A 19,478-nucleotide genomic window follows, 5' to 3' on the forward strand; every position below is an offset into this window, starting at 1 on the left:
TGACGCCGGTCGTGGCGGAACTCGCCGTGCTCGCGCTCCCGGCGTCGGGCGCGGGCGCGGTAGCGCGGCTCGAGACCGCGATGGCCTCCGCGGATTTCCCCCCGCGAGCCGACGCACTGGCCTTGTTCGAACGCACCCAGAGCGAAAGCTGGCAGCTGTACTCGATCACCGAAGTGCTGCTGCTCCTGGCCCCGATCTTCGTCGTCGCGGTGGCCGGCTTCCTGGTGCAGCGGCGTGACGTGCTCGCCGCCGCGGCCGTCGCGGCTCCGGCGTTGCTCGCCTTCGCGGGCTGGGACTGGGCGCGCTGGGGGTTCCTGCTGGTCACCAACTTCGCCGTGCTGCTGTGGCTGGGCCCGCCGCGGGAGCTGCGCCCGCTGCCGCTGATCGGGGCCGCGGTGCTGCTCGCGCACCTGCCGCTGCCGTACTTCGACGCGCAGCACCCGCGTGAGCTGTCCTGGCGGGCGGTCAGCGCCTTCGCCGGTCAGGCGTTCTCGACACCCCGGGGCAACCGCACGGTGAACACGGCACCGCCGTCGTTGTGCACCGTGAGCGATCCGCCGTGCGCCAGGACGTTCTCCCGGGCGATCGCCAGCCCGAGCCCGCTGCCCTCGGTCGCCTGACGCGCGTGGTCGCCGCGGGTGAACCGGTCGAACAGGAGCGGCAGCAGGTCTTCCGGCACGCCCGGACCGGCGTCGGCGACGCGCACGACGACGTCCTCGCCGGTCCCGTCCAGAGTGACCGTGACCGGGGCGGCCCCGTGCCGGACGGCGTTGCTCAGCAGGTTCGCCACCACGGTGTGCACCCGCCGCGGGTCGGCGACGACCGTGACGTTCCCGCTCGCCGTCACGGCGGCCTCGACGCCGGTTACCTCGGCGGCGTCGGCGACCAGGTCGGCGAGGTCGACGGGCGCCAGCCGGAGGTCGGCCTTCCCGGCGTCGAACCGGGCGATTTCCAGGAGGTCCTCCACGAGCTTGGCCAGCCGGCGGGCCTGGGTGCCGAGGATGTCGGCGGCGCGGGTGCGGGTGGCGGGCTCGGCGTGGTCGAGGGTGTCGACGGTGGCGATCATCGAGGCGAGCGGGGTCCGCAGGTCGTGGGCGACGTCGGCGACGAACCGCCGCTGCTGCCGGTCTTTCGCGTGCAGCTCGTCGATCGACGCGCCGAGGCGGGCGGCCATGGTGTTGAAGGAGGCGGCCAGGGCAGCGACCTCGTCCCGGCCCTTGACCGGGACACGCGTGCCGAGCGCGCCGGCGCCGAGTTCGTCGGCGGCCGCGGACAACGCCTTGATCGGGCGGCGGATCCGGCGCCCGATCAGGACCGCCACGCCGACCCCGAGCGCGGTCACGCCGAGGGCGACGCGGACGAGCTTCCAGCGCAGCTCGGTCAGGTCGTTGTCGAACTGGCTGAAGTCGTAGAACTGCACGAGGTGGTAGCCGGGCACGGGCAGATTCGCGTTGACCACGAACACTTTCCGGCCGGTCCCCGGCACCCGCGCGTAGGCGGCGCCGAACTGCTCGGGCGCTCGATAGCGGAACAGCTCCTCGCGCACCGCCCGCAGCATCGTGAGTTTGTCCGGAACCGGGATGAGCCCGAGGTACGTGGTGGCGGCTCGCACGACTTCGACCTGCCCGCCGGGCCCCTCGAGCACCAGCGCCCAGTCCGGGATGTCGCCGAGGTGGGTGGGGGCGTCGTCGAGCCACCCTTCGCTGCCCACCTTCGAATACTCTTGGATGACCTTCCGATCGGCCGCCGCGTTGCTCACGGACGACCTGGCGAACCGGCCCAGTGCTTCGTCGGCCTGCACCTGGTAGGCGGAGTACGCCATGACCGCCGTCGCCGTCGTGGTCACGCCGACGATCGCCGCGACGATCCGCGTCCGCAGGCTGACGGCCGGGAGCCTCACCTCGTCACCAGGCGGTACCCGAGGCCGCGGACCGTCCGCAGCAGCACCGGGTTCGCCGGGTCGTCCTCGACCTTGGCGCGCAGCCGCGCGACCGCCGCGTCGACGATCCGCGAGTCGCCGACGTAGCCGTAGTCCCAGACGCGCTTGAGCAGCACCTGGCGGCTGAGCACCTGGTTCGGGTGGTCGGCGAACTCGACGAGCAGCCGGATCTCCGTGGCGGTCAGCGCGAGTTCCTCGCCGGCGCGGGTGACGCTCATCGCGGCGGCGTCGATCGCCAGCTCGCCCACCCGCAGCAGCCCGGCTTCCGGCACGGCCGGCTGCGCGCGGCGGCCGATCGCCTTGATCCGCGCGTCGAGCACGCGCGGCTCGGCCGGCTTGACGACGTAGTCGTCGGCGCCGCACTCGAGCCCGGCGACGACGTCGATCGGGTCGCCGCGCGCGGTCAGCAGCACGATCGGCAGCCGGCTGCGGGCGCGGATGCGGCGGCAGACCTCGAAGCCGTCGATGCCGGGCAGCATGACGTCGAGGAGGACGAACTCGGCGTCGCCCAGCGAAGTCAGCGCGTGCTCGCCGGTGGGAGCGTGGACGACCTCGTGGCCCAGCGCGCTCAACGCCAGTGAAAGCGCTTCGGCCAGCGCTTCGTCGTCTTCGACGAGCAGCAGACGCGGCACTGGTCCTCCCCGGGGTGATCGGTCCGGCGAGACTAATGCAGGGCACGGCGGCCCGGCGGTTCCCGTGCGGAACCGTCGAGCCGCCGTGCGGTTTCGTCACACTAGGCCGCGGCCACCTCGAATTCCGACGCCTGGCCGGCGGGCCAGCCGGTGTTGCCGGTGAACGTCAGCCGCACGAACCGCTGCGACGTCGTCGCGAACGACACCGACGCCGTGTTGCCGGACGCCGGGTCGAACGTGTAGTCGCGCGAACCCACCAGCGTCGTGTACGAGCCGCCGTCGGTGCTGCCGGAGATCGTCACGGTCTGGGTGCGCGCACCCCAGGCCGACGACGGCGGCAGGCGAAGCGTCACCTTGTTGATCGACGCCGCCGCGCCGAGGTCCACCGTCAGCGTCTGCGGGAACGCGTTGTTCGCGCTCTCCCAGTACGAGTTGGCGTCCCCGTCGTCGGCGTTCGCCGGCGGGAACCCGCCCTGCTGGGACGACGAGCTGATCGCCTTCCCCCGGGCGAGGTTGGTGCCGGGCTGCGGCGGCTGCGGCGGGCCCGAGTTCGGTGCGGGCCAGGTCGAGCAGTCGCCCCAGGTGCCGGTCCAGCCGCTGTTGCCGGAGCCGGTGAAGGTCATCCGCGGGATCGACGTCGGGTAAGGGCAGTTGTACGTCCCGGTGACGCCGACACCGGACGCGGTCAGGTTGCTGATCGACACCGACCCCTGCGTCTGCGACTGCGCCACGAACGTGCCCACACCCTGCACGGAGACGCCGTCGATGGTGATGCCCTGGATCGGCTTGCCCGCGCCGTTGCCGTCGATGAACTGGATGGCCTCGTACGGGCTCTGGATCGCGGTGAACCCGGTGACGCGGATGGTCACGCCGGTGATGGCCTGGTCGCGGGCGTCGAACCACAGCGCACCGACGCCGAACTGCCAGTTCGGGTCGAGCGCCCCGGCCCGCAGCGCGGTGTTGCTCGACAACGTCACCGTGCCCGACAGCGGCACCGAGTTGAACCGGTTCGCGACCAGGTAGCCGCCGCCGAGGGCGTTGGTGTCCTGGACGAGGTTGCCGCTCACCGTGTTGTTCGAGCCGCCGTACAGCGCGATGCCGTTGGCCAGGTTGGGCTGCACGACGGTGTTGTTGGCGATGGTGTTGCCGGAGTCCGCCTGGCCGTTGGACCACAGCGCGAGCCCGTCGTCGCCGTTGTTGCGCAGGTAGTTGTTGCGCAGCGCCGAGTTCGTGACGGCGCCGTCGAAGTTCACGCCGTCGGCCTGGGTGTCGAGGATGCGGTTGTTCTCGATCGTGAGGTTCGAGGACGCGCCGTTCATCAGCCACAGCCCGCACTTCGTGTCTTGGATCCAGAGACCCGACACGACCGAGCCGGAGCCGAGGACGCCGTGGAACGCGTTGTCCGGGCTGCCGTCGTTGCGTTCGGTCACGTCACCGAAGACGGCGAAGTCGGACAGCTTGATGTTCCCGGACGCGCTGCCGTTGTTGAAGATGTTGTTGCCGTGCAGCACGGTGTACCACTGGCCCGCGCCCCGGACGGTCGTCTGGTCGATCTGCAGTGCCGACCCGATTTCGAAGCGCCCTTGCGGCACCCACAGTTCCCGGCCTTGCGAACGGGCCGCGGCCAGGCCGTTCCGGAACGCCTGCGAGTCGTCCGAAGCGTCGTTCGCGGTGGCCCCGTAGTCGGTGACCGACAGGGCGTTCGCCGGTTTCGTGCCCGCGCCGCCGACCTGCTCGAAGTCGGCGAGGTCGATGGTCGCCTGGCCGACGTCGCCGGAGTCGGCCTGCACCCGCACCTTCGCCCCGGCGGCCAGGTTCTGGCCCAGCAGCAGCCGGGCGTCGTCGAAGAAGTGGTGCGTCTTGGCGCCGGGGATCCAGCTGGTGTCCACATAGGAATACCGGGACGTCACGGGCAGCGCCAGCCTGGTCCCGTTGACGGACACCGTGAGCCGGCCGGACGAGCCGTCCGGCACGCTGTAGTGGACGTTGATCGAGTTGGCCGCCGCGGGCAGCGTGAACTCGACGTACTGGCCGGTGGTGAGCTTCACGGCCTGCCGCCCGGACGCTTCCGAAGCGACGCTGGCCTGGGTGTAGTCGGGGCCGACGGCCGAACCGGTCGTGGCCGAGCACTCGGCTTCGACGGTGCGGAACGGCACGCTCGCGCCGCCGGACGCCGTCGTGGGGCAGGTCGCCGCGGCCGCCGGTGTGCCGCCGGAGAGCACGGCCAGGCCGGCCGCGGCGAGTGCGGCGGCCATCAGCGCCGCGCCGCGGGGAAGGGAAGACATCGTCGGCACCTCTCAGGACGAATAGGCTTCGAGTTCGGACAGCTGCCCGGCGGGCCAGCCGGTGTTGCCGGTGAAAGTCAGGCGCAGGGTGCGCTGCGAGGTCGCCGGGAAGGTCACCGTCGCGGTGTTCCCGGACGCGGGGTCGAAGGTGTAGGTCGCGGCGGCCTTGACGCCGTCGACCGAGATCGTCTGGGTCCGCGCGCCCCACGACGGCGGCAGCTTCAGCGCCAGCCGGGAGACGGTGACCGTGCCGCCGAAGTCGACGGTCAGCGACTGCGGGAACGCGTTGTTCGTGCTCTCCCAATAGGAGTTCGCGTCGCCGTCGACGGCGTTGCCCGGCGGGTAACCACCTTGCGACCCGGACGCGCCGACCGCCTTGTGCAGCGCCAGGTTCCCGCCCGGCTGGGTCGGGGTGGTGGTCGGCGGCGTGGTGGTGGGCGGAGTTGTCGTGCCGCCGTTGTCGGAGCCGTAGACCGGGGTCGGCCACGAGCCGCAGTACGTCGTCGTCCAGCCCGAGTTGCCGCCCTGGTCGGCGAGACCGCTCATCGCGTCGGGCCCCAGGCAGTTGTAGACCCCGGCCCGGCCGATCCCGGTCGCGACGACGTTCTTCACCGACCCCGACGGCTTCGCCTGCAGCTGCCAGGCGAACGTGCCGGCGCCGGTGATCCGGACGTTCGTGAAGTGCACGTCCGTGGTCGCGCTGTCGATGAACTGGATCGCCTCGTAGCTGTTGTCCAGCAGGTCGTTGTCGGTGACGTCGATCCGGCCGGTGATGGCCGAGTCGCGGCCGTCGAACCACAGCGCGCCGACGCCGAACTGCCAGTTCGAGTCGAGCACGCCGGTGCGGATCGCGGTGTTGCGCGCGACGGTCGTGGTGCCCGAGAGCGGCACCGCGCTGAACCGGTTCGCGATGTGCAGGCCGCCGCCCTGGTCCTGGTTGTCGGCGACGACGTTGTCGGACACGGTGTTGTCGTGCCCGCCGTAGACGGCGATGTTGTTGGCCAGGATCGGGAGCAGCACGGTGTTGAAGGAGAACGTGTTGTGGTGGTCGGCTTGGTGCTCGGACCACATCGCCAGGCCGTCGTCGCCGGTGTTGCGCAGGAAGTTGTTCGTCACGGTGACGTTGCTGATGCCCTGGTGCAGGTTCAGCCCGTCGGCGGTCTGGTCGAGGATCCGGTTGCCGGCCACGGTGAGCCCGTCGAACGGCCCGTCGAGCCACAGCCCGACCTTCGTGTGCTGCAGCCACAGGTTCTGCACGACCGAGCCGCCGCCCAAGGCACCGCCGATGGCGTTCGACTGGTCGCAGTCGACGCGCGCGTCGACCTGGCCGATGATGGCGAAGTCGTAGAGCTTCACCGCACTGCTGACCCCGGGCACGGCGGGGTTGCCGGGGTACGTCGGCGTTCCGCAGCTCTCCGGTTCGCCCTTGCCGAAGATCCCGGCGCGCGGCCCGGTCAGCACCGAGTACCAGGGCCCGGCGCCGCGGATGGTCACCTGGTCGACCGTGATGTGGTGGCCGAGGGTGAAGGTGCCGGCCGGGATCCAGACTTCCTTGCCCTGGCCGCGGGCCGCCGCGACAGCCGAGTCGAACGCGCCGGCGTCGTCGCTCGTGTCGCCCGCCGTGGCGCCGTAATCGGTGACGGACACCGAGTTCGCCGGCCGGGTCGCGGCCGCGCCGACCTGCTCGAAGTCGGCGAGGTCGACCGTCACCGGGGTGACGTCGCCCGCATCGATCTGCAGCCTGATCTTCGTCCCGGCCGGGTACGACGTGCCGAGCAGCGCGCGGGTCTCGTCGTAGAAGTGGTGGGCGTGCCCGTCACCCGGGTTGTTGGTGAACGGGTACGAGCCGTAGTACCAGGCCCACTTCGACGTCAGCGGGATGTCCCGGTTGTGGGCACCGCCGGCGTAGAGCGAGATCGTCCCGCTCGCGGAGTCCGGGACGCTGTACCGGAAGTCGATCGAGTTCGCCGGTGCGGTGAGGGTGAACTCGACGTACTGGCCCTGGCCGGACAGCGTCACCGCCTTCCGGCCGGAAGCTTCGCCGGCGAGGGTGCCCGCGGCGCGGTTCGGGCCGATGACCTGACCGTTCGTCGCGGCGGTTTCCGCTTCCTGCTCCAGGAAGGGAACCGTCGCGCCGCGGCCGGCGGCGAGCGCGGCGGTTCCCGCCGGAACGGCGGCGATGGTGAGCCCGGCGGCGGCGATCACGGCCGCGGCGAGGGCGCCGAACCTGAACTTGGGCGCACTGAACACAGAGCTGGGAGTCATGGGCGGCACTGGCCTTTCCGCAGCAGGTGGGGACCTCTGTGACCGGGATCATACGAATCCCGGACAAGAAATCGCAATAGTCGGACGAACTTACGCAAGTTTGCGACAGAAATTGACGGCTGCGCCGGATGCCCGACGTCCGCTTACACCCCGCGGAGCAACGACCGGGCAGCCGCGTTCCGCTGCTAGTTTCTGGACATGAGCCAGCGACGTGCGGACGGGAGCGCCGGGGACGCCGACTACGGCGCCATCGGCGGGGTCTACACCGACTACCGCAAGCCGGATCCCCGGATCGGCCAGTACATCGTCGACGCACTGGGTGACGCGCGAACCGTGCTGAACGTCGGCGCGGGCGCCGGCGCGTACGAACCGGAAGACCGCGAAGTGACCGCTGTCGAGCCGTCCGCCTCGATGCGGGCGCAGCGCCCGGCGGGCCTGCCGCCGGCGGTCGACGCCGTCGCCGAGAAGCTGCCGTTCCCGGACCGGGCGTTCGAGGGCGCGATGAGCACGTTCAGCGTGCACCAGTGGAACGACCTGTGGGCCGGCCTCAAGGAGCTGCGCCGCGTCACGCGCGGCCCGATCGCCATCCTCACCTGCGACCCGGAGCTGCTGCGCCGCTTCTGGCTGCTCGACTACGCGCCCGAAGTGATCGAAACCGAGGCCGGGCGCTACCCGTCGGTCGACGACATCGCCGACGGCCTCGGCGGGCACACCTCGGTGGTCGGCGTGCCCATCCCGATCGACTGCACCGACGGCTTCAACGAGGCCTACTACGCCCGCCCCGAACGCCTCCTCGACCCGGGCGCACGGCTGTCGTGCTCGGCGTGGAGCTTCGTCGACGATCGCGTGCACCACCGCTTCGCCGCGGAACTGCGGCACGACCTCGACGACGGCACGTGGGAACGCCGGTACGGCAAGCTCCGCGAGCAGCCGGCGTTCGAGGGCTCACTCGTCCTCGTCGTCTCGGACCCCACGGCGTGACCCCGCCGCCGTTCGACCCCGAGCTGGCCGCGGCCGTCGACGAGCTGCGCGCCGGCCGGACCCCGCTGGTGACGCTCGACGACATCCCCGCGCGGCGCGAACTCGTCGCGGCCGACTTCCGGACCGTCGCGGAGCTGGCGGCCGCGCACCCCGGGGTCACCTTCCGCGAGGAGCGCGCCGGTGATGTGCCGCTGCTGGTCGTCACGCCGGCGGACCGGGCCCCGGCCGGCGTCCTGTACCACGTGCACGGCGGCGGGCTGATCGTCGGCAGCCACCTCGGACCGGACGTCCCCAACCTGCTGGGCTGGGCCGGGGAACTCGGCCTCGCCATCGTCTCGCCCGGGTACCGGCTGGCGCCGGAACACCCGTACCCGGCGGCCGTCGAGGACTGCTACGCCGGTCTGCTGTGGACGGCCGAGAACCTGGGCATACCGGTCATCGGCGGCATCAGCGCGGGCGGCGGCCTGGCCGCGGCGACGACCCTGCTGGCCCGCGACCGCGGCGGCCCGCTCCCGATCGGGCAGCTGCTGATCTGCCCGATGCTCGACGACCGCAACGACTCGGCGTCGGCCGTCGACCTCGACGGCCGCGGCCTGTGGGACCGGACGGCGAACCAGGTCGGCTGGACGGCGTACCTGGGTGACCGCCGTGACGTCCCGGCCTACGCGGCACCGGCCCGCGCCGAGGACCTTTCCGGCCTGCCGCCGGCGTTCCTGGACGTCGGCACGGCCGAGACGTTCCGCGACGAGGTCGTCGCCTACGCGAGCCGGATCTGGCAGGCGGGCGGCGACGCCGAACTGCACGTCTGGCCGGGCGGCTTCCACGGCTTCGACGCCATGGTGCCCGAAGCGGCGCTCAGCCGGGCGGCCGTCGCCGCCCGGCTGACCTGGTTGCGGCGCCTACTGGGCCAGTAGTTCCTGCAGCTCGGCGACCGCCTTCGTGAGTTCTCCGGCGAAGCGGTCCATCTCCGCCGAGACGTGCTTCGGCGTGCTCAGGTAGATGTTCCAGCGGTCCGGCAGCAGCACGTAGGCGATGCCGATGCACTGCGGGCTGGTCGAGCCGAAGCCGAAGTACTGGATGTGGACCGACGGCGCCGAGCTGGTGCTCAGGTAGTCGTCGCGCATCTTCAGCCAGCCCGGCGAGGTGTAGAGGGCCGGGGTTTCGGTGTCGCCACCGCGTTTGCCGATCAGCTGCAGCTCCCACAGGTGCTGTTCCGGTGCGTCCCCGGCCTGGCACTCCTTCGCGCGGGCAACGTGCTTCGCCGCCGCGGCCCGGAACGCTTCGCGCTTTTCCTCCGCGGAGGCGTCGGAGGTCAGGACGTCGGCGAAGCGCACGACCTCGGGCGTGACGACCCGCATGGCCTCGGTCCGGCCGTTCTGGAACTGCCGGGTCGCGATCGACTCGTAGGTCGCGCCGGTCAGGCCCTTCGCGCGGCGGTGGGCCAGCTGGTACGCCATCTGCGCGAAGGCGTCCGGGGACATCCCCAGCTCCTTCGCCCGGTTCGCCCCGAAGTCGAACGACACGGTCGCCGTCGCCGTCGCGTCCGCATAGGCCTTGAAAGCTTCCCGGGCGGCGCGGGCGTCTTCGCGGAGGGCGTCGGCCAGCGCGAACTCGACGACCTCGTAGCCGGGGACGCCGTCCGCCGGTTCGCGCTCCTCGCGCGAACCGCTCAACAGCGCGTCGGTGAAGCCGAGGATCGTCGTGCCGTCGAGTTCGCAGTGCTCGACGTTGATCCCCGCGGTGCCGTCCTCGAACACGATCAGCGACACGGCCTTGTCGTACCAGCGGTTGTCGCCGTAGAGCAGCCGGTCGCCCGCTTCGAGGGCGTCCGCCGGCGTGAAGTCGTCCAGGCACAGGCAGAACAACGCGGTCTCGATGGTTTCCAGCGCGTCGGCGTTGCCCGCTTCGAGCAGCGCGGCCCGCGAAGCGGCCCACTCCGCGCGCGCCTTCGTCGTGAGGGGGCCGGCCGGGACGTCGGCGACGTGGTCGTCCTTGAGGATCGCGCGCAGGCCGTCGGCCAGCTGCGCCGGCGAGTAGGGCCGGCCGTCTTCGGCGAGGACGTCCATCCGGAACGGCGTGCCCTTCACGAACACGACGATGTGCCGCTCGGGCGACGGGAACCGCGTGCGTGAGGTGTCGAGCAGCTCGCCCGGGATCCGCGTCGCCGAGAACAGGTACTGGTGCTGCACCATCGACTGCGGCGTGCCGCGCAGGAGCACCGGTGGCACCAGCTGGCCGTCGAGCTTGACCTTGTAGTCCACCGCGGACGCGGTCAGCTCGGCCGCGCGCTCCACCTGGCCGAGCGGGGAATCCTGGAACAGGAAGAAGAAATTGGCGTTGAGCGCGATCCGGTCGCGGCGGCCGAGGTAGCGGTACGGCCAGAACGTGTCGAGCCAGCTGCGCACGCCGGGCGAGCGGTCGTATTCCTCGAGCCGGGCCTGCAGCGCCGGCCCGGGACCCGCCAGGAACTCCGCGACCGCCGCTTCGGTCTCCGCCAGCTCCTCCGGCGTCAGCAGCGGAGCACACCACTCGAGGAAGCGGCGGCCGCTGTCTTCCAGGGTGGGGACGGGGACGCGGGGGAGCCGGTCCTCGTTGCCGAAGGTGCGGGTGGACCATTCCGGACTGCTCACGGTCATCCTTCTGAGTCGGTTCGGGGGGCCGGGTGGCGGAGCCCCCGGCTCGGGGCGAAGCCCCGAATGTCACAGGTTGGGAAGTTCGAGTTGAGGCAAGCCTGCAGGACGGGAAACATACAGCTGGGCGTAGAGCCACCCGTCGGACTCCAGTCCGGTGGGGTCGACCCCGGCCGCGCTCAGCGTGTCCAGGATCTGAGTCTGCTCTTCGGCGGAGGCGAACTGCCGCTGCCGGAAGACGCCTTCGACGCTCGTCGTCTCGTATCCCAGCTCGGCCAGGCTTTCGGCGATCGGCTCGTAGGAGAACATCCGCAGCACGAAGTGCGCCATCCACGGCCGCGCGCCGCGGGCGACCCGGTTGAGGGTCTTCTCGGTGACATACCCGACGCAGCCGGTCGAGATCACGAGGTCGACGTCGTCCAGTAACTTTTGCTGGGTGCCGTCCGGGTCGTCGCGTTCGAGGTCCGCGTGGATCGCTTCGTCGAGGAAGCCGGCGGAAAGCGCGTACTCGAGGGCCGGGGCCGAGCTGTCGAGGCCGTAAAACCGCGGGTTGCCACTTCGGACGCGCTTCCGGTCCGTCTCGACCAGCGCCGCGTGGTCCAGCGCGCGCACCGCCGGATCCGTGTAGTGGGCGTAGAGATCGTCCATCGTCGCTTCGCAGCGCTGCAAGGCCGCGTTGACGCCGTACGAGCAGCCGACGTCGAGAACGGTCGGCCGCTCGGCGGGGTGCTCGGCGATCAGCCGTGCGAAGTACGGCTTCGCCAGCTGCGGGATTTCGTAGCCGACGCGGCGCAGCGTGCCGAAGAACGGCCTCGGGTCGGGCGCGGTGTAGATGTGGTCGAACGAGATCTTGCCGGTCGAGTCGAAAGGCACAGGCCAGGCTCCTGATCTAGTCGCAGCTCCGCTGTCCGTTGAGGGCGGCGGTGGGGGCATGGATGGACTAGTCGAGCAGTTCGTCGCCGCGGGTGGCGCGCTCCGCGAGGTGGGCGGGCAGGACGCGGCCGAACAGCTGCCGGGTCCGCTCCGCGCTGCCGATCACCCCCGGGCGCTCGCTGTAGGCGAAGATCGCGGAGTGCCGCGCGATCCCGCCCTTCACCGTACTGACCCGGTGCAACGCGAAGCGGCCCTTGAAGAGCTGGAGATCGCCCGGTCGGAGAGCGAGCCGCCGGACCGGCCGGGTGTCGCCGCCCAGCACCGAGCGCACGGCGGGGAAGTTCTCGTCCGCGGCGGACCGGATGCCGGGGCAGTACTCGAAGGTCCCGCCGTCGTCCGCCGCCTGCGTCAGCATGCTGACGGTGTGGGTGTTCGTGTCGAAGTGCCACGGGTGCGCGCGGCCGGGCGCGATCACGTTGAGCGTCAGCCCGGACAGCGGGTCGGCCAGCTCGTGCAGCTCCGGCAGCCCGAAGCAGTCCGCGACGAACCGCCGGAACAACGGGCTGGTGTAGAGCCGGCCGATGATCGACGACGGCGGGATGCGGTCGCGCGCGACGAAGGCGTTGCCGCGTTCCATGATCGTCCGGCCGGGGTGGCCTTCGGGCAGCGGCTCGTCGATCGCGGTGTTGTAGGCGTTGACCTTTTCGATCTTCGTGTAGGCGTGCGGTTCGAGCGCGGCGCACTCTGCGCGCAACAGGTCGTGCAGCTCGGGGCGGATGAAGTCGGCGAGCACGCTGCAGCCGGCTTCGGCCAGCTCGGCACGGGTGCGGCCGACCGTCTCCCGCCACGCGGGGCGGCCCGGATCGGTGAGCGGGTAGCGGTCGGTGTCGACCATTTCCAGTGGCGCTACGGAGGTGCTCATCGTCGAGGTCCCTTCCGGCGGTGAAGGAACAGAGTTAGCACAAAAGGCCGCTGGTCAACCGTCGGTTTGTGAGCGGTGACACACGGTCGTCAGTTGCCGATCCGGCTGGCCCACGCGCTGAGCTTGACGGTGTCGGTGGTGCCGAGGTCGGTCTCCAGGGGCTGCTTCTGCGCGGGTTCGCCCGGCACGGGAACCACCGAGATCGCGGCGCCGGTGTGCTTGTCGCCGCTGGTGACGGTCGCCGACCAGGCGAGCACCGACAGCGCCTTCTCGCCCGGCTGGAGAGTCAGGTCCTGCGGGCCCGGATCGGGCGCGAAGTAGGAAGTCTCGTGCAGGACCTGGACGTCGAGCGGCGCACCGTCGCCCGCCAGGATCTTCAGGTCCGGGTAGCCGGTGACCTTGCGCGGCGCGGAGTCCCGGTTGGTCAGGGTCAGCACGCTGGCGCGGTGCCCGAGCCCGGCTTCGACCTGACCGACCGAAAGGGACAGCCCGCTCGACGGCGGCGGCCCGTACGTCGGGCTCGGTGTCGTCGTGGGCACCGGCGCGGGCGGTGGCGGCGGTGTGCTGCACCCTGCGAGAAGTGCGAGAACGATCAGCGGCGCGAAACGAGAAACCCCCATGCGGCGCAAGAGTAGCGGACGCAGTGAATGACTCATTCCTCTCGTCAGACGACAGGAATGAGTCATTCACTGCATCACCTCACGGCGTCAGCAGCGGCAGGAGCGGCTTGCGCACCTGCGTGGCGACGCCGTCCGAAGCTTCCGCCGCGGCGAGCCGTTCGGCCGACGGCCGTCCGTAGCCCGTGGTGCGCTGGACCAGCGGCCGGCCCAGCGGCTCGACCATCGCGCGCATGTCGCTGATCGTCTTGTACGACCCGTGCGACGCGCCCGCCATCCGGCTGATCGTCTCCTCCATCAGCGTGCCGCCGATGTCGTTGACGCCGCCCTGCAGCACCGCCCGGCTGCCCTCGGTGCCGAGCTTCACCCAGGAGCTCTGGATGTTGTCGATCATGCCGTGCAGCAGCAGCCGGGACAGGGCGTGTACCGCCCGGTTCTCGTTCTGCGTTGCGCCCGGGCGGGCCAGGCCGGCCAGGTAGATCGGCGAGCTCTGGTGGATGAACGGCAGCAGCACGAACTCGGTGAACCCGCGTCGCCCGTGCTTCTCCAGGCCTTCGCGCTGCAGCCGCGCGAGCAGCTTGAGGTGCGCGACCCAGTGCGCGGGCGTGTCGACGTGGCCGTACATCATCGTGGACGTCGTCGGCAGGCCGACCTCGTGCGCCGTCGTCACCACCTTGATCCACTCCGACGTCGGCAGCTTGCCCTTGGTGAGCACCCAGCGGACGTCGTCGTCGAGGATCTCCGCGGCCGTGCCCGGCAGCGAGTCGACGCCGGCTTCCTTGGCCTTGATCAGCCAGTCCTTCAGCGACAGGTTGGTCCGCGAAGCGCCGTTCACGACCTCCATCGGGCTGTAGGAGTGCAGGTGGATCTCCGGCTGACGGCGCTTGACCTCGGCCGCGAGGTCGAAGTACGCGGTGCCCGGCAGGTCGGGGTGGATGCCGCCCTGCATGCAGATCTCGGTCGCGCCCGCGGCCCACGCCTCGTCGACGCGGTCGCCGACCTGCTCCAGCGAGAGCGTGTACGCGTCGGCGTCGGTGCGACGCTGTGCGAAGGCGCAGAAACGGCAACCCGTGTAACAGACGTTCGTGAAGTTGATGTTCCGCGTGACGACGAAGGTGACGTCGTCGCCGACCGTCTCGCGCCGCAGGTCGTCGGCGAGCTTCGTGAACGCGTCCAGCTCCTTGCCCTCGGCGGACAGGAGGGCCAGCGCGGCGTCGTCGGAGAGCCCGGCGGGGTCTTTTTCCGCGCTGCGCAGGGCTTCCAGGACGGTCGAATCGAACTTCTGCGGTCCGGTCTTGATCCGGTCGCCGATCTCCTTCCAGTCCCCGTACACGGAGTCGAAGTCGCTGCGGCGGTCCTCGGTGCGGCCGCTGGTGTCGATCTCGGTGTGCAGGTCGGTGCGGCCGGACTCCTGCCAGCCGCCGTCCGGCTCCTGCCACGGGATGCCGACCGGCAGCGCGTCTTCGCGGGCCATCCCGGTGTCGTAGTCGACGAGCGCGGCGACGTGCCGCGTGATCCGCGGGTCCAGCCACGGCTCGCCGGCCTTGACGTACTCCGGGTAGATGGTGAGCCGCTCCTTGAGCTCGAACCCGGCCTTCTCGGTGCGGCGCGCGAGCTCGTCGATCTGCGGCCAGGCGCGTTCCGGGTTGACGTGGTCCGGGGTCAGCGGCGAGACGCCGCCCCAGTCGTCGATGCCGGCGCGGATCATCAGGTCGTACTGGTTGCCGATCAGGTTCGGCGGCGCCTGGATGCGCATCTTCGGACCGAGCACGAGCCGCGCGACGGCGATGTTCGCGGCGAGCTCTTCGAGGTCGGCGTCCGGGGTCGCGCGCATCTTCGTGTCCGGCTTGGCCCGGAAGTTCTGCACGATGACTTCCTGGATACCGCCGTAGGTCTTGGCGACCTTGCGGATCTCGAACAGCGCGTCCGCGCGCTCCTCGAACGTCTCGCCGATGCCGATCAGCACCCCGGTGGTGAACGGGACGCTGCTGCGCCCGGCGTCCTCGAGCACCCGGAGCCTGACCGCGGGGTCCTTGTCGGGGGACCCGTAGTGCGGGCCGCCCTTCTCGCTCCACAGCCGGGTCGCGGTGGTCTCGAGCATCATGCCCATCGACGGCGCGACCGGCTTGAGCCGTTGGAAGTCCTGCCAGGTCAGCACGCCGGGGTTGAGGTGCGGCAGCAGGCCGGTCTCCTCCAGCACCCGGATCGCCATCGCGCGGACGTAGGAGAGCGTGTCGTCGTAGCCGTGCGCGTCCAGCCACTCGCGGGCGGCCGTCCAGCGGTCCTCGGGCCGGTCGCCGAGCGTGAAGAGGGCTTCCTTGCAGCCCATCTCGGCACCCTTGCGGGCGATGTCGAGCACCTCGTCGGGGGACAGGAACGGCGATTCGAGCCGGCCGGGCACGGTGACGAACGTGCAGTAGCCGCAGCGGTCGCGGCAGAGCCGGGTCAGCGGGATGAACACCTTCTTGCTGTAGGTGATGACGCCGGCGCGCCCGGCCTCGGCCAGGCCCGCGTCGCGGATGCGCGAGGCGTACTCGGACAGCTGGGTGAGGTCGTCACCGCGAGCGTGCAGCAAGACGCTCGCTTCGGCTACGTCGAGTGTCTTCCCGTCACGCGCCCGGGCGAGCGCGCGGCGCATCGCGGAGGCGGTCGGGGCGGTGGCGTCGGGTTCGGGTCCCATTCCACCCACGCTAGGACCGTCCTCGCGGGACCAGCCAGTGTGTGTTCCGCACCTCTGGTGGCTCCGTGGTGGGGGTGATCGTCGTCGCTGGTCAGCGGGTTCGCGTGGTTGTCGATCAGCCCCCGGGCGTGTATTACCTAAAGGGTGGCATCGGTGGTCGGCAAGAAGATCGGCGGACGGACCTACTACTACCTCGCGGAGTCCGCCCGCGTGGACGGCAAGCCGCGGGTGGTGACCCAGCGTTACCTCGGCACGGCCGATGAGATCGCGCGCGCCGTCCCGGGCGGCGAACCCGCCTCGGCGTCGTACCGGACGTACGGCGACGTCGCCGCGGTGTGGGCGACGCTGGCCCGGCTGGACTTCGTCGCCCGCGTCGACGACGTCGTGCGCGCGAAGCCTTCGCTGGGGCTCACCCTCGCCGTCGCGGTGCTGCACCGCGCGACCGCTCCGGAGACGCCGATCGGCTCGTGGTGGGAGACGAGCGCGGCCGCGGACCTCGTCCGGCCCCGGCTGTCCACAGTGGATGGCCTGTGGCGGGCTCTGGAACGGCTGACCCCCGAACGCATCGCGGGCATCGAAGAAGCCGTCGCCGCCGCCGTGCTGGCGGTGCTCGACGACCACGCGGCGCTCGCCGTCGACGTCCCGCAGTTCGCCGCCTTCGCCCCGGCGGACTGCACGCTGCCGTCGGCCTGCCGGGGCGTGCTCGCCGGAGCGGGCCTGCGGGTGACCCGCGACGGCGCGATCCCCCTGGCGTCCCGGCTGTACCGGCGCGACGACGGCACGGCGCCGACGTTCGCCTCGGTCATGGAAGGGCTGGGCCCGGCCACGCTGGTCTTCCACGCAGGTCAGGCGGCCCAGCTGGACCTGGGCTCGCGCAGCGGCTTCGTCGGGTCACTGCCGCTGACCGACCACCCGGAGCTGCTGACCCAGCCCGCGTCGGCACGCAAGCGCGTCGATCCCGAGCGGTTCGCCGGGCTCACGGCGCTCGACACGCACGCGGTCGTCGACGGCGTCCGGCGGCGGGTGATCCTGACCCACTCGGCGACGCTGCACGCGGCGCAGTCCCGCGCGTTCGCCGACGAGCTGGCCACCGCGACCCGCGAGCTCGACGGGCTCGCGGAGGCCCTGGCGGCGGGCACCCACCGCGGCGACCGGGCCCAGGTCCACGCCGAGATCGGCCGCGTGACCCGCGGCCGCCGCATCGAGCGCGTGCTCACCGCCGTCCTGAGCGGGAACCGGCCCGGCGAGATCCGGGTGGAGCGCCGGATCGACTCCGCCGCGCTGGCCCGGCTGGACGACGAGTTCTTCGGCAAGCAGGTGCTGGTCACCGACCAGGACTGGCCCATCGGCGACGTGGTCACCGCCTACCGGGCCCGCACGCACCTCGAATCGACGTTCCGCTGGCTGACCGGACCCGCCGTCACCGGCCCGACCCCGCGCTGGGAGTGGACGCGGCAGCGCATCGCGGCGCACGGCCTGGTGTCGATGCTCGCCGCGACCGTCACCCACCTGATGCGGCGCGAGGCCGACCGGGCGGGGATGAACCTGTCGGTGCGGGAGCTGCTGGACCAGCTCGCGGGCGTCGGCGAGCTGGTGCTGCGGTACCCGTCGACCGGCGGGCGGCCGCGGGCGAAACGCCTGCTGACCGAGCTGGACCCGGGTCAGCAGGCGTTGTTCTCCCTCTTTCAGGACTCCCGGTAGATCTGCAGCGCCGAGAAGCTCTGGACCACCGGCATCAGCTCGATGACGTTGATGTTCACGTGCCGGGGCTGGCTCGCGGCCCAGTGGACGGACTCGGCGACGTCGTCGGCGGTCAGCGGGGTGGTGCCTTCGTACACCTTGTCGGCCTTGGCCTGGTCGCCGTCGAAGCGGACCTTCGAGAAGTCCGTGCCGCCGACCATGCCGGGCTCGATGTTGGTGACGCGCACGCCGGTGCCGTGCAGGTCGCTGCGCAGGTTGAGGCTGAACTGGTGGACGAACGCCTTGGTCGCGCCGTAGACGTTGCCGCCGGGGTAGGGGTAGGTGCCGGCGATCGAGCCGATGTTGATCACGTGCCCGCGGCCGCGCTCGACCATGCCCGGCAGCAGCGCGCGCGTGACGTGCGTGAGGCCGCGGACGTTGGTCGCGATCATCTCGTCCCAGTCCTGGAGGTCGGCCTTGTGGGCGGGCTCGAGGCCCTTGGCCAGGCCGGCGTTGTTGACCAGGACGTCCACCTGCTGCCAGTCCGCGGGGAGGTTGGTCACGACGTCCTTGACGGCCTCGGGGTCGCTGACGTCGAGGGTGACCGGGAGAACGGCGTCGCCGAGCTCGCCGGCCAGCTCCTCGAGCTTGCCGGCGCTGCGGGCGACGGCGATCACGCGGGCGCCCTCGGCGGCGAACCGGCGCGCGATGGCGGCACCGAAGCCGGCGCTCGCGCCGGTCACGAACACGGTCTGCTGGGTCATGGGTGAACTCCGCTGTCGTTCAGGAAGGTGCTGAGTGCCTCGTCGAACTCGGTCTCGCGCTCCAGGTTAGGCAGGTGGCCGGCGCCCTCGACCACCACCAGGGTGGAAGCCTTCGTCTTCCGGTGGATGAGCTCGGCGTCGGCCACCGGGGTGAACTCGTCCTCGCTGCCGACGACGACCAGCGTGGGGACGGCGATGTCGCTCAGTCCCGGCGTGTAGTCGGGGCGCTCGGCGCGTCCCCTGAGCGCGGCCGCGGCTCCCTCCTGCGGGGCGTTGCGCATCATCGTGCGGACGTGGCTTTCGACGTCCGGCCTGTTCGCCCGGGTCTGCTTCGAGATCATCTTGGGGAGGAGCTCCTCGGCGTAGCGCTCCATGCCTTCCGCGGTGATCCGGTCGGCGGTGTCGTAGCGGGCCTGCTTGGCCTCGGGGGTGTCGAGGCCGGCGAAGGTGTCGGCCAGGACGAGGGCACTCGCCCGGCCGGGGTGGTCTTCGACCAGTTGCATGACGATCTGGCCGCCCATGGAGAGGCCGCCGAGGACGAACCGGTCCAGCTCCAGGTGGTCGGCCAGGTCGACGAGATCGCGGGCGAAGACGTCGAGACCCGTCTTCGTGTCTTCGGTGGGGGACTCGCCGTAGCCGCGGAGGTCGGGGGTCACGACGCGGTAGCCGCGGCTCGCCAGGCGCTCGGCCTGGGACCGCCACATCGAGCGGTCGAAGGGGTGGCCGTGGACGAGGAGGACCGGTCGCCCGTTCTTCGGGCCGAGGTCGTCGTGCGCGAGTCTCATGCGGCCGACGCTAAGCGGAGCTTTGCTGCGGAGCAATACGGCGCAATGTAGTCGGAGCAATGTTCTTTCGGTGGCGCTCCCGGCCGGTTCGGGGCAGACTGAGCCTCGGACGGGCTCCGTCATGGGGTCTGACCTGCGCTGATCTTGTTAAGGGACCCCCCTGTTTCGGGCCCTTTCGGGGCATGTAAAGTTCTCCAAGTCGCCAGGGAAACCGGGTGGCCACCGGGACACGAACCAAGCTCTCGCGGATCGCGATTGAGTGGGTGTCCCACCAAAAACTGCTAGGAATGACTCGCTTCGAGCGGGCCGCTTGATCGCGGTGTACTCGGGGTGTGTTGCTTGAGAACTCAACAGTGTGCTAGTGAACTAAGCCAGTAGAGCTTATGTATTGAACCTCGTATGAGGTTCCTTTGAGAGCATTAATT

At 70.9% G+C, this 19,478-nt stretch carries 14 protein-coding genes; 3 read left to right on the top strand and 11 right to left on the bottom strand.

Annotated features, from left to right (window positions below):
• Positions 1–481 precede the first annotated feature (481 nt).
• The 4 genes from AB0F52_RS24060 to AB0F52_RS24075 all read right to left on the bottom strand — a co-directional run bounded on the left by AB0F52_RS24060 (position 482) and on the right by AB0F52_RS24075 (position 7,121).
• Positions 482–1,900 carry a HAMP domain-containing sensor histidine kinase gene (locus AB0F52_RS24060; RefSeq protein ID WP_360174972.1) on the bottom strand — a complete coding sequence of 473 codons (1,419 nt, stop codon included), beginning with the start codon at positions 1,898–1,900 and terminating at the stop codon, positions 482–484.
• On the bottom strand, positions 1,897–2,571 hold the full coding sequence (locus tag AB0F52_RS24065) for a response regulator transcription factor (RefSeq protein ID WP_360174975.1): 675 nt from the start codon (positions 2,569–2,571) through the stop codon (positions 1,897–1,899). Before AB0F52_RS24065 ends, AB0F52_RS24060 begins: the two co-directional genes overlap by 4 nt.
• Before the next feature lie 101 nt (positions 2,572–2,672).
• Complete coding sequence (locus AB0F52_RS24070; RefSeq protein ID WP_360174978.1) at positions 2,673–4,856, bottom strand: discoidin domain-containing protein; 2,184 nt, start codon at positions 4,854–4,856, stop codon at positions 2,673–2,675.
• 12 nt (positions 4,857–4,868) lie between these two features.
• Entirely contained in the window at positions 4,869–7,121 is a 2,253-nt protein-coding gene (locus tag AB0F52_RS24075; RefSeq protein ID WP_360174981.1) for a discoidin domain-containing protein, read from the bottom strand.
• A 198-nt stretch (positions 7,122–7,319) separates the two neighbouring features.
• Between AB0F52_RS24075 and AB0F52_RS24080 the strand changes: the two genes are divergently transcribed.
• Complete coding sequence (locus tag AB0F52_RS24080; RefSeq protein WP_360174984.1) at positions 7,320–8,102, top strand: methyltransferase domain-containing protein; 783 nt, start codon at positions 7,320–7,322, stop codon at positions 8,100–8,102.
• A complete protein-coding gene (locus AB0F52_RS24085) occupies positions 8,099–9,016 on the top strand; it encodes an alpha/beta hydrolase (protein WP_360174987.1) in 918 nt (305 codons plus the stop codon). Before AB0F52_RS24080 ends, AB0F52_RS24085 begins: the two co-directional genes overlap by 4 nt.
• Here AB0F52_RS24085 and AB0F52_RS24090 read toward each other — a convergent pair.
• The 5 genes from AB0F52_RS24090 to AB0F52_RS24110 form a co-directional block, all read right to left on the bottom strand.
• Positions 9,002–10,738 carry a choline/carnitine O-acyltransferase gene (locus tag AB0F52_RS24090; RefSeq protein ID WP_360174990.1) on the bottom strand — a complete coding sequence of 579 codons (1,737 nt, stop codon included), beginning with the start codon at positions 10,736–10,738 and terminating at the stop codon, positions 9,002–9,004. The genes AB0F52_RS24085 and AB0F52_RS24090 overlap by 15 nt on opposite strands.
• 63 nt (positions 10,739–10,801) lie before the next feature.
• Positions 10,802–11,605 (bottom strand): class I SAM-dependent methyltransferase, encoded by an 804-nt coding sequence (locus AB0F52_RS24095; protein WP_360174993.1) that lies wholly within the window; start codon positions 11,603–11,605, stop codon positions 10,802–10,804.
• A 67-nt stretch (positions 11,606–11,672) separates the two neighbouring features.
• Positions 11,673–12,527, bottom strand: coding sequence for an arpA protein (locus tag AB0F52_RS24100; RefSeq protein ID WP_360174996.1), 855 nt, complete (start codon positions 12,525–12,527; stop codon positions 11,673–11,675).
• Positions 12,528–12,616: 89 nt separating this feature from the next.
• Positions 12,617–13,066, bottom strand: a complete 450-nt coding sequence (locus AB0F52_RS24105) for a DUF4232 domain-containing protein (RefSeq protein WP_360174999.1) — start codon at positions 13,064–13,066, stop codon at positions 12,617–12,619.
• 160 nt (positions 13,067–13,226) lie between these two features.
• Positions 13,227–15,824, bottom strand: coding sequence for a bifunctional FO biosynthesis protein CofGH (locus tag AB0F52_RS24110; protein WP_360175002.1), 2,598 nt, complete (start codon positions 15,822–15,824; stop codon positions 13,227–13,229).
• 153 nt (positions 15,825–15,977) lie between these two features.
• Here AB0F52_RS24110 and AB0F52_RS24115 point away from each other — a divergent pair, with 153 nt between their 5' ends.
• Positions 15,978–17,525 (top strand): transposase, encoded by a 1,548-nt coding sequence (locus tag AB0F52_RS24115; protein WP_360175043.1) that lies wholly within the window; start codon positions 15,978–15,980, stop codon positions 17,523–17,525.
• On the opposite strand, the gene AB0F52_RS24120 is transcribed toward AB0F52_RS24115, so the two are convergent.
• Both AB0F52_RS24120 and AB0F52_RS24125 read right to left on the bottom strand, forming a co-directional pair.
• Positions 17,510–18,268: an SDR family oxidoreductase gene (locus tag AB0F52_RS24120; protein ID WP_360175005.1), complete on the bottom strand. Its 759-nt coding sequence runs from the start codon at positions 18,266–18,268 to the stop codon at positions 17,510–17,512. The genes AB0F52_RS24115 and AB0F52_RS24120 overlap by 16 nt on opposite strands.
• Positions 18,265–19,053: an alpha/beta fold hydrolase gene (locus AB0F52_RS24125; RefSeq protein ID WP_360175008.1), complete on the bottom strand. Its 789-nt coding sequence runs from the start codon at positions 19,051–19,053 to the stop codon at positions 18,265–18,267. Before AB0F52_RS24125 ends, AB0F52_RS24120 begins: the two co-directional genes overlap by 4 nt.
• Between the last annotated feature and the right edge of the window lie 425 nt (positions 19,054–19,478).

The organism is Amycolatopsis sp. NPDC024027 (genome assembly GCF_040638975.1).
GTDB lineage: Bacteria > Actinomycetota > Actinomycetes > Mycobacteriales > Pseudonocardiaceae > Amycolatopsis.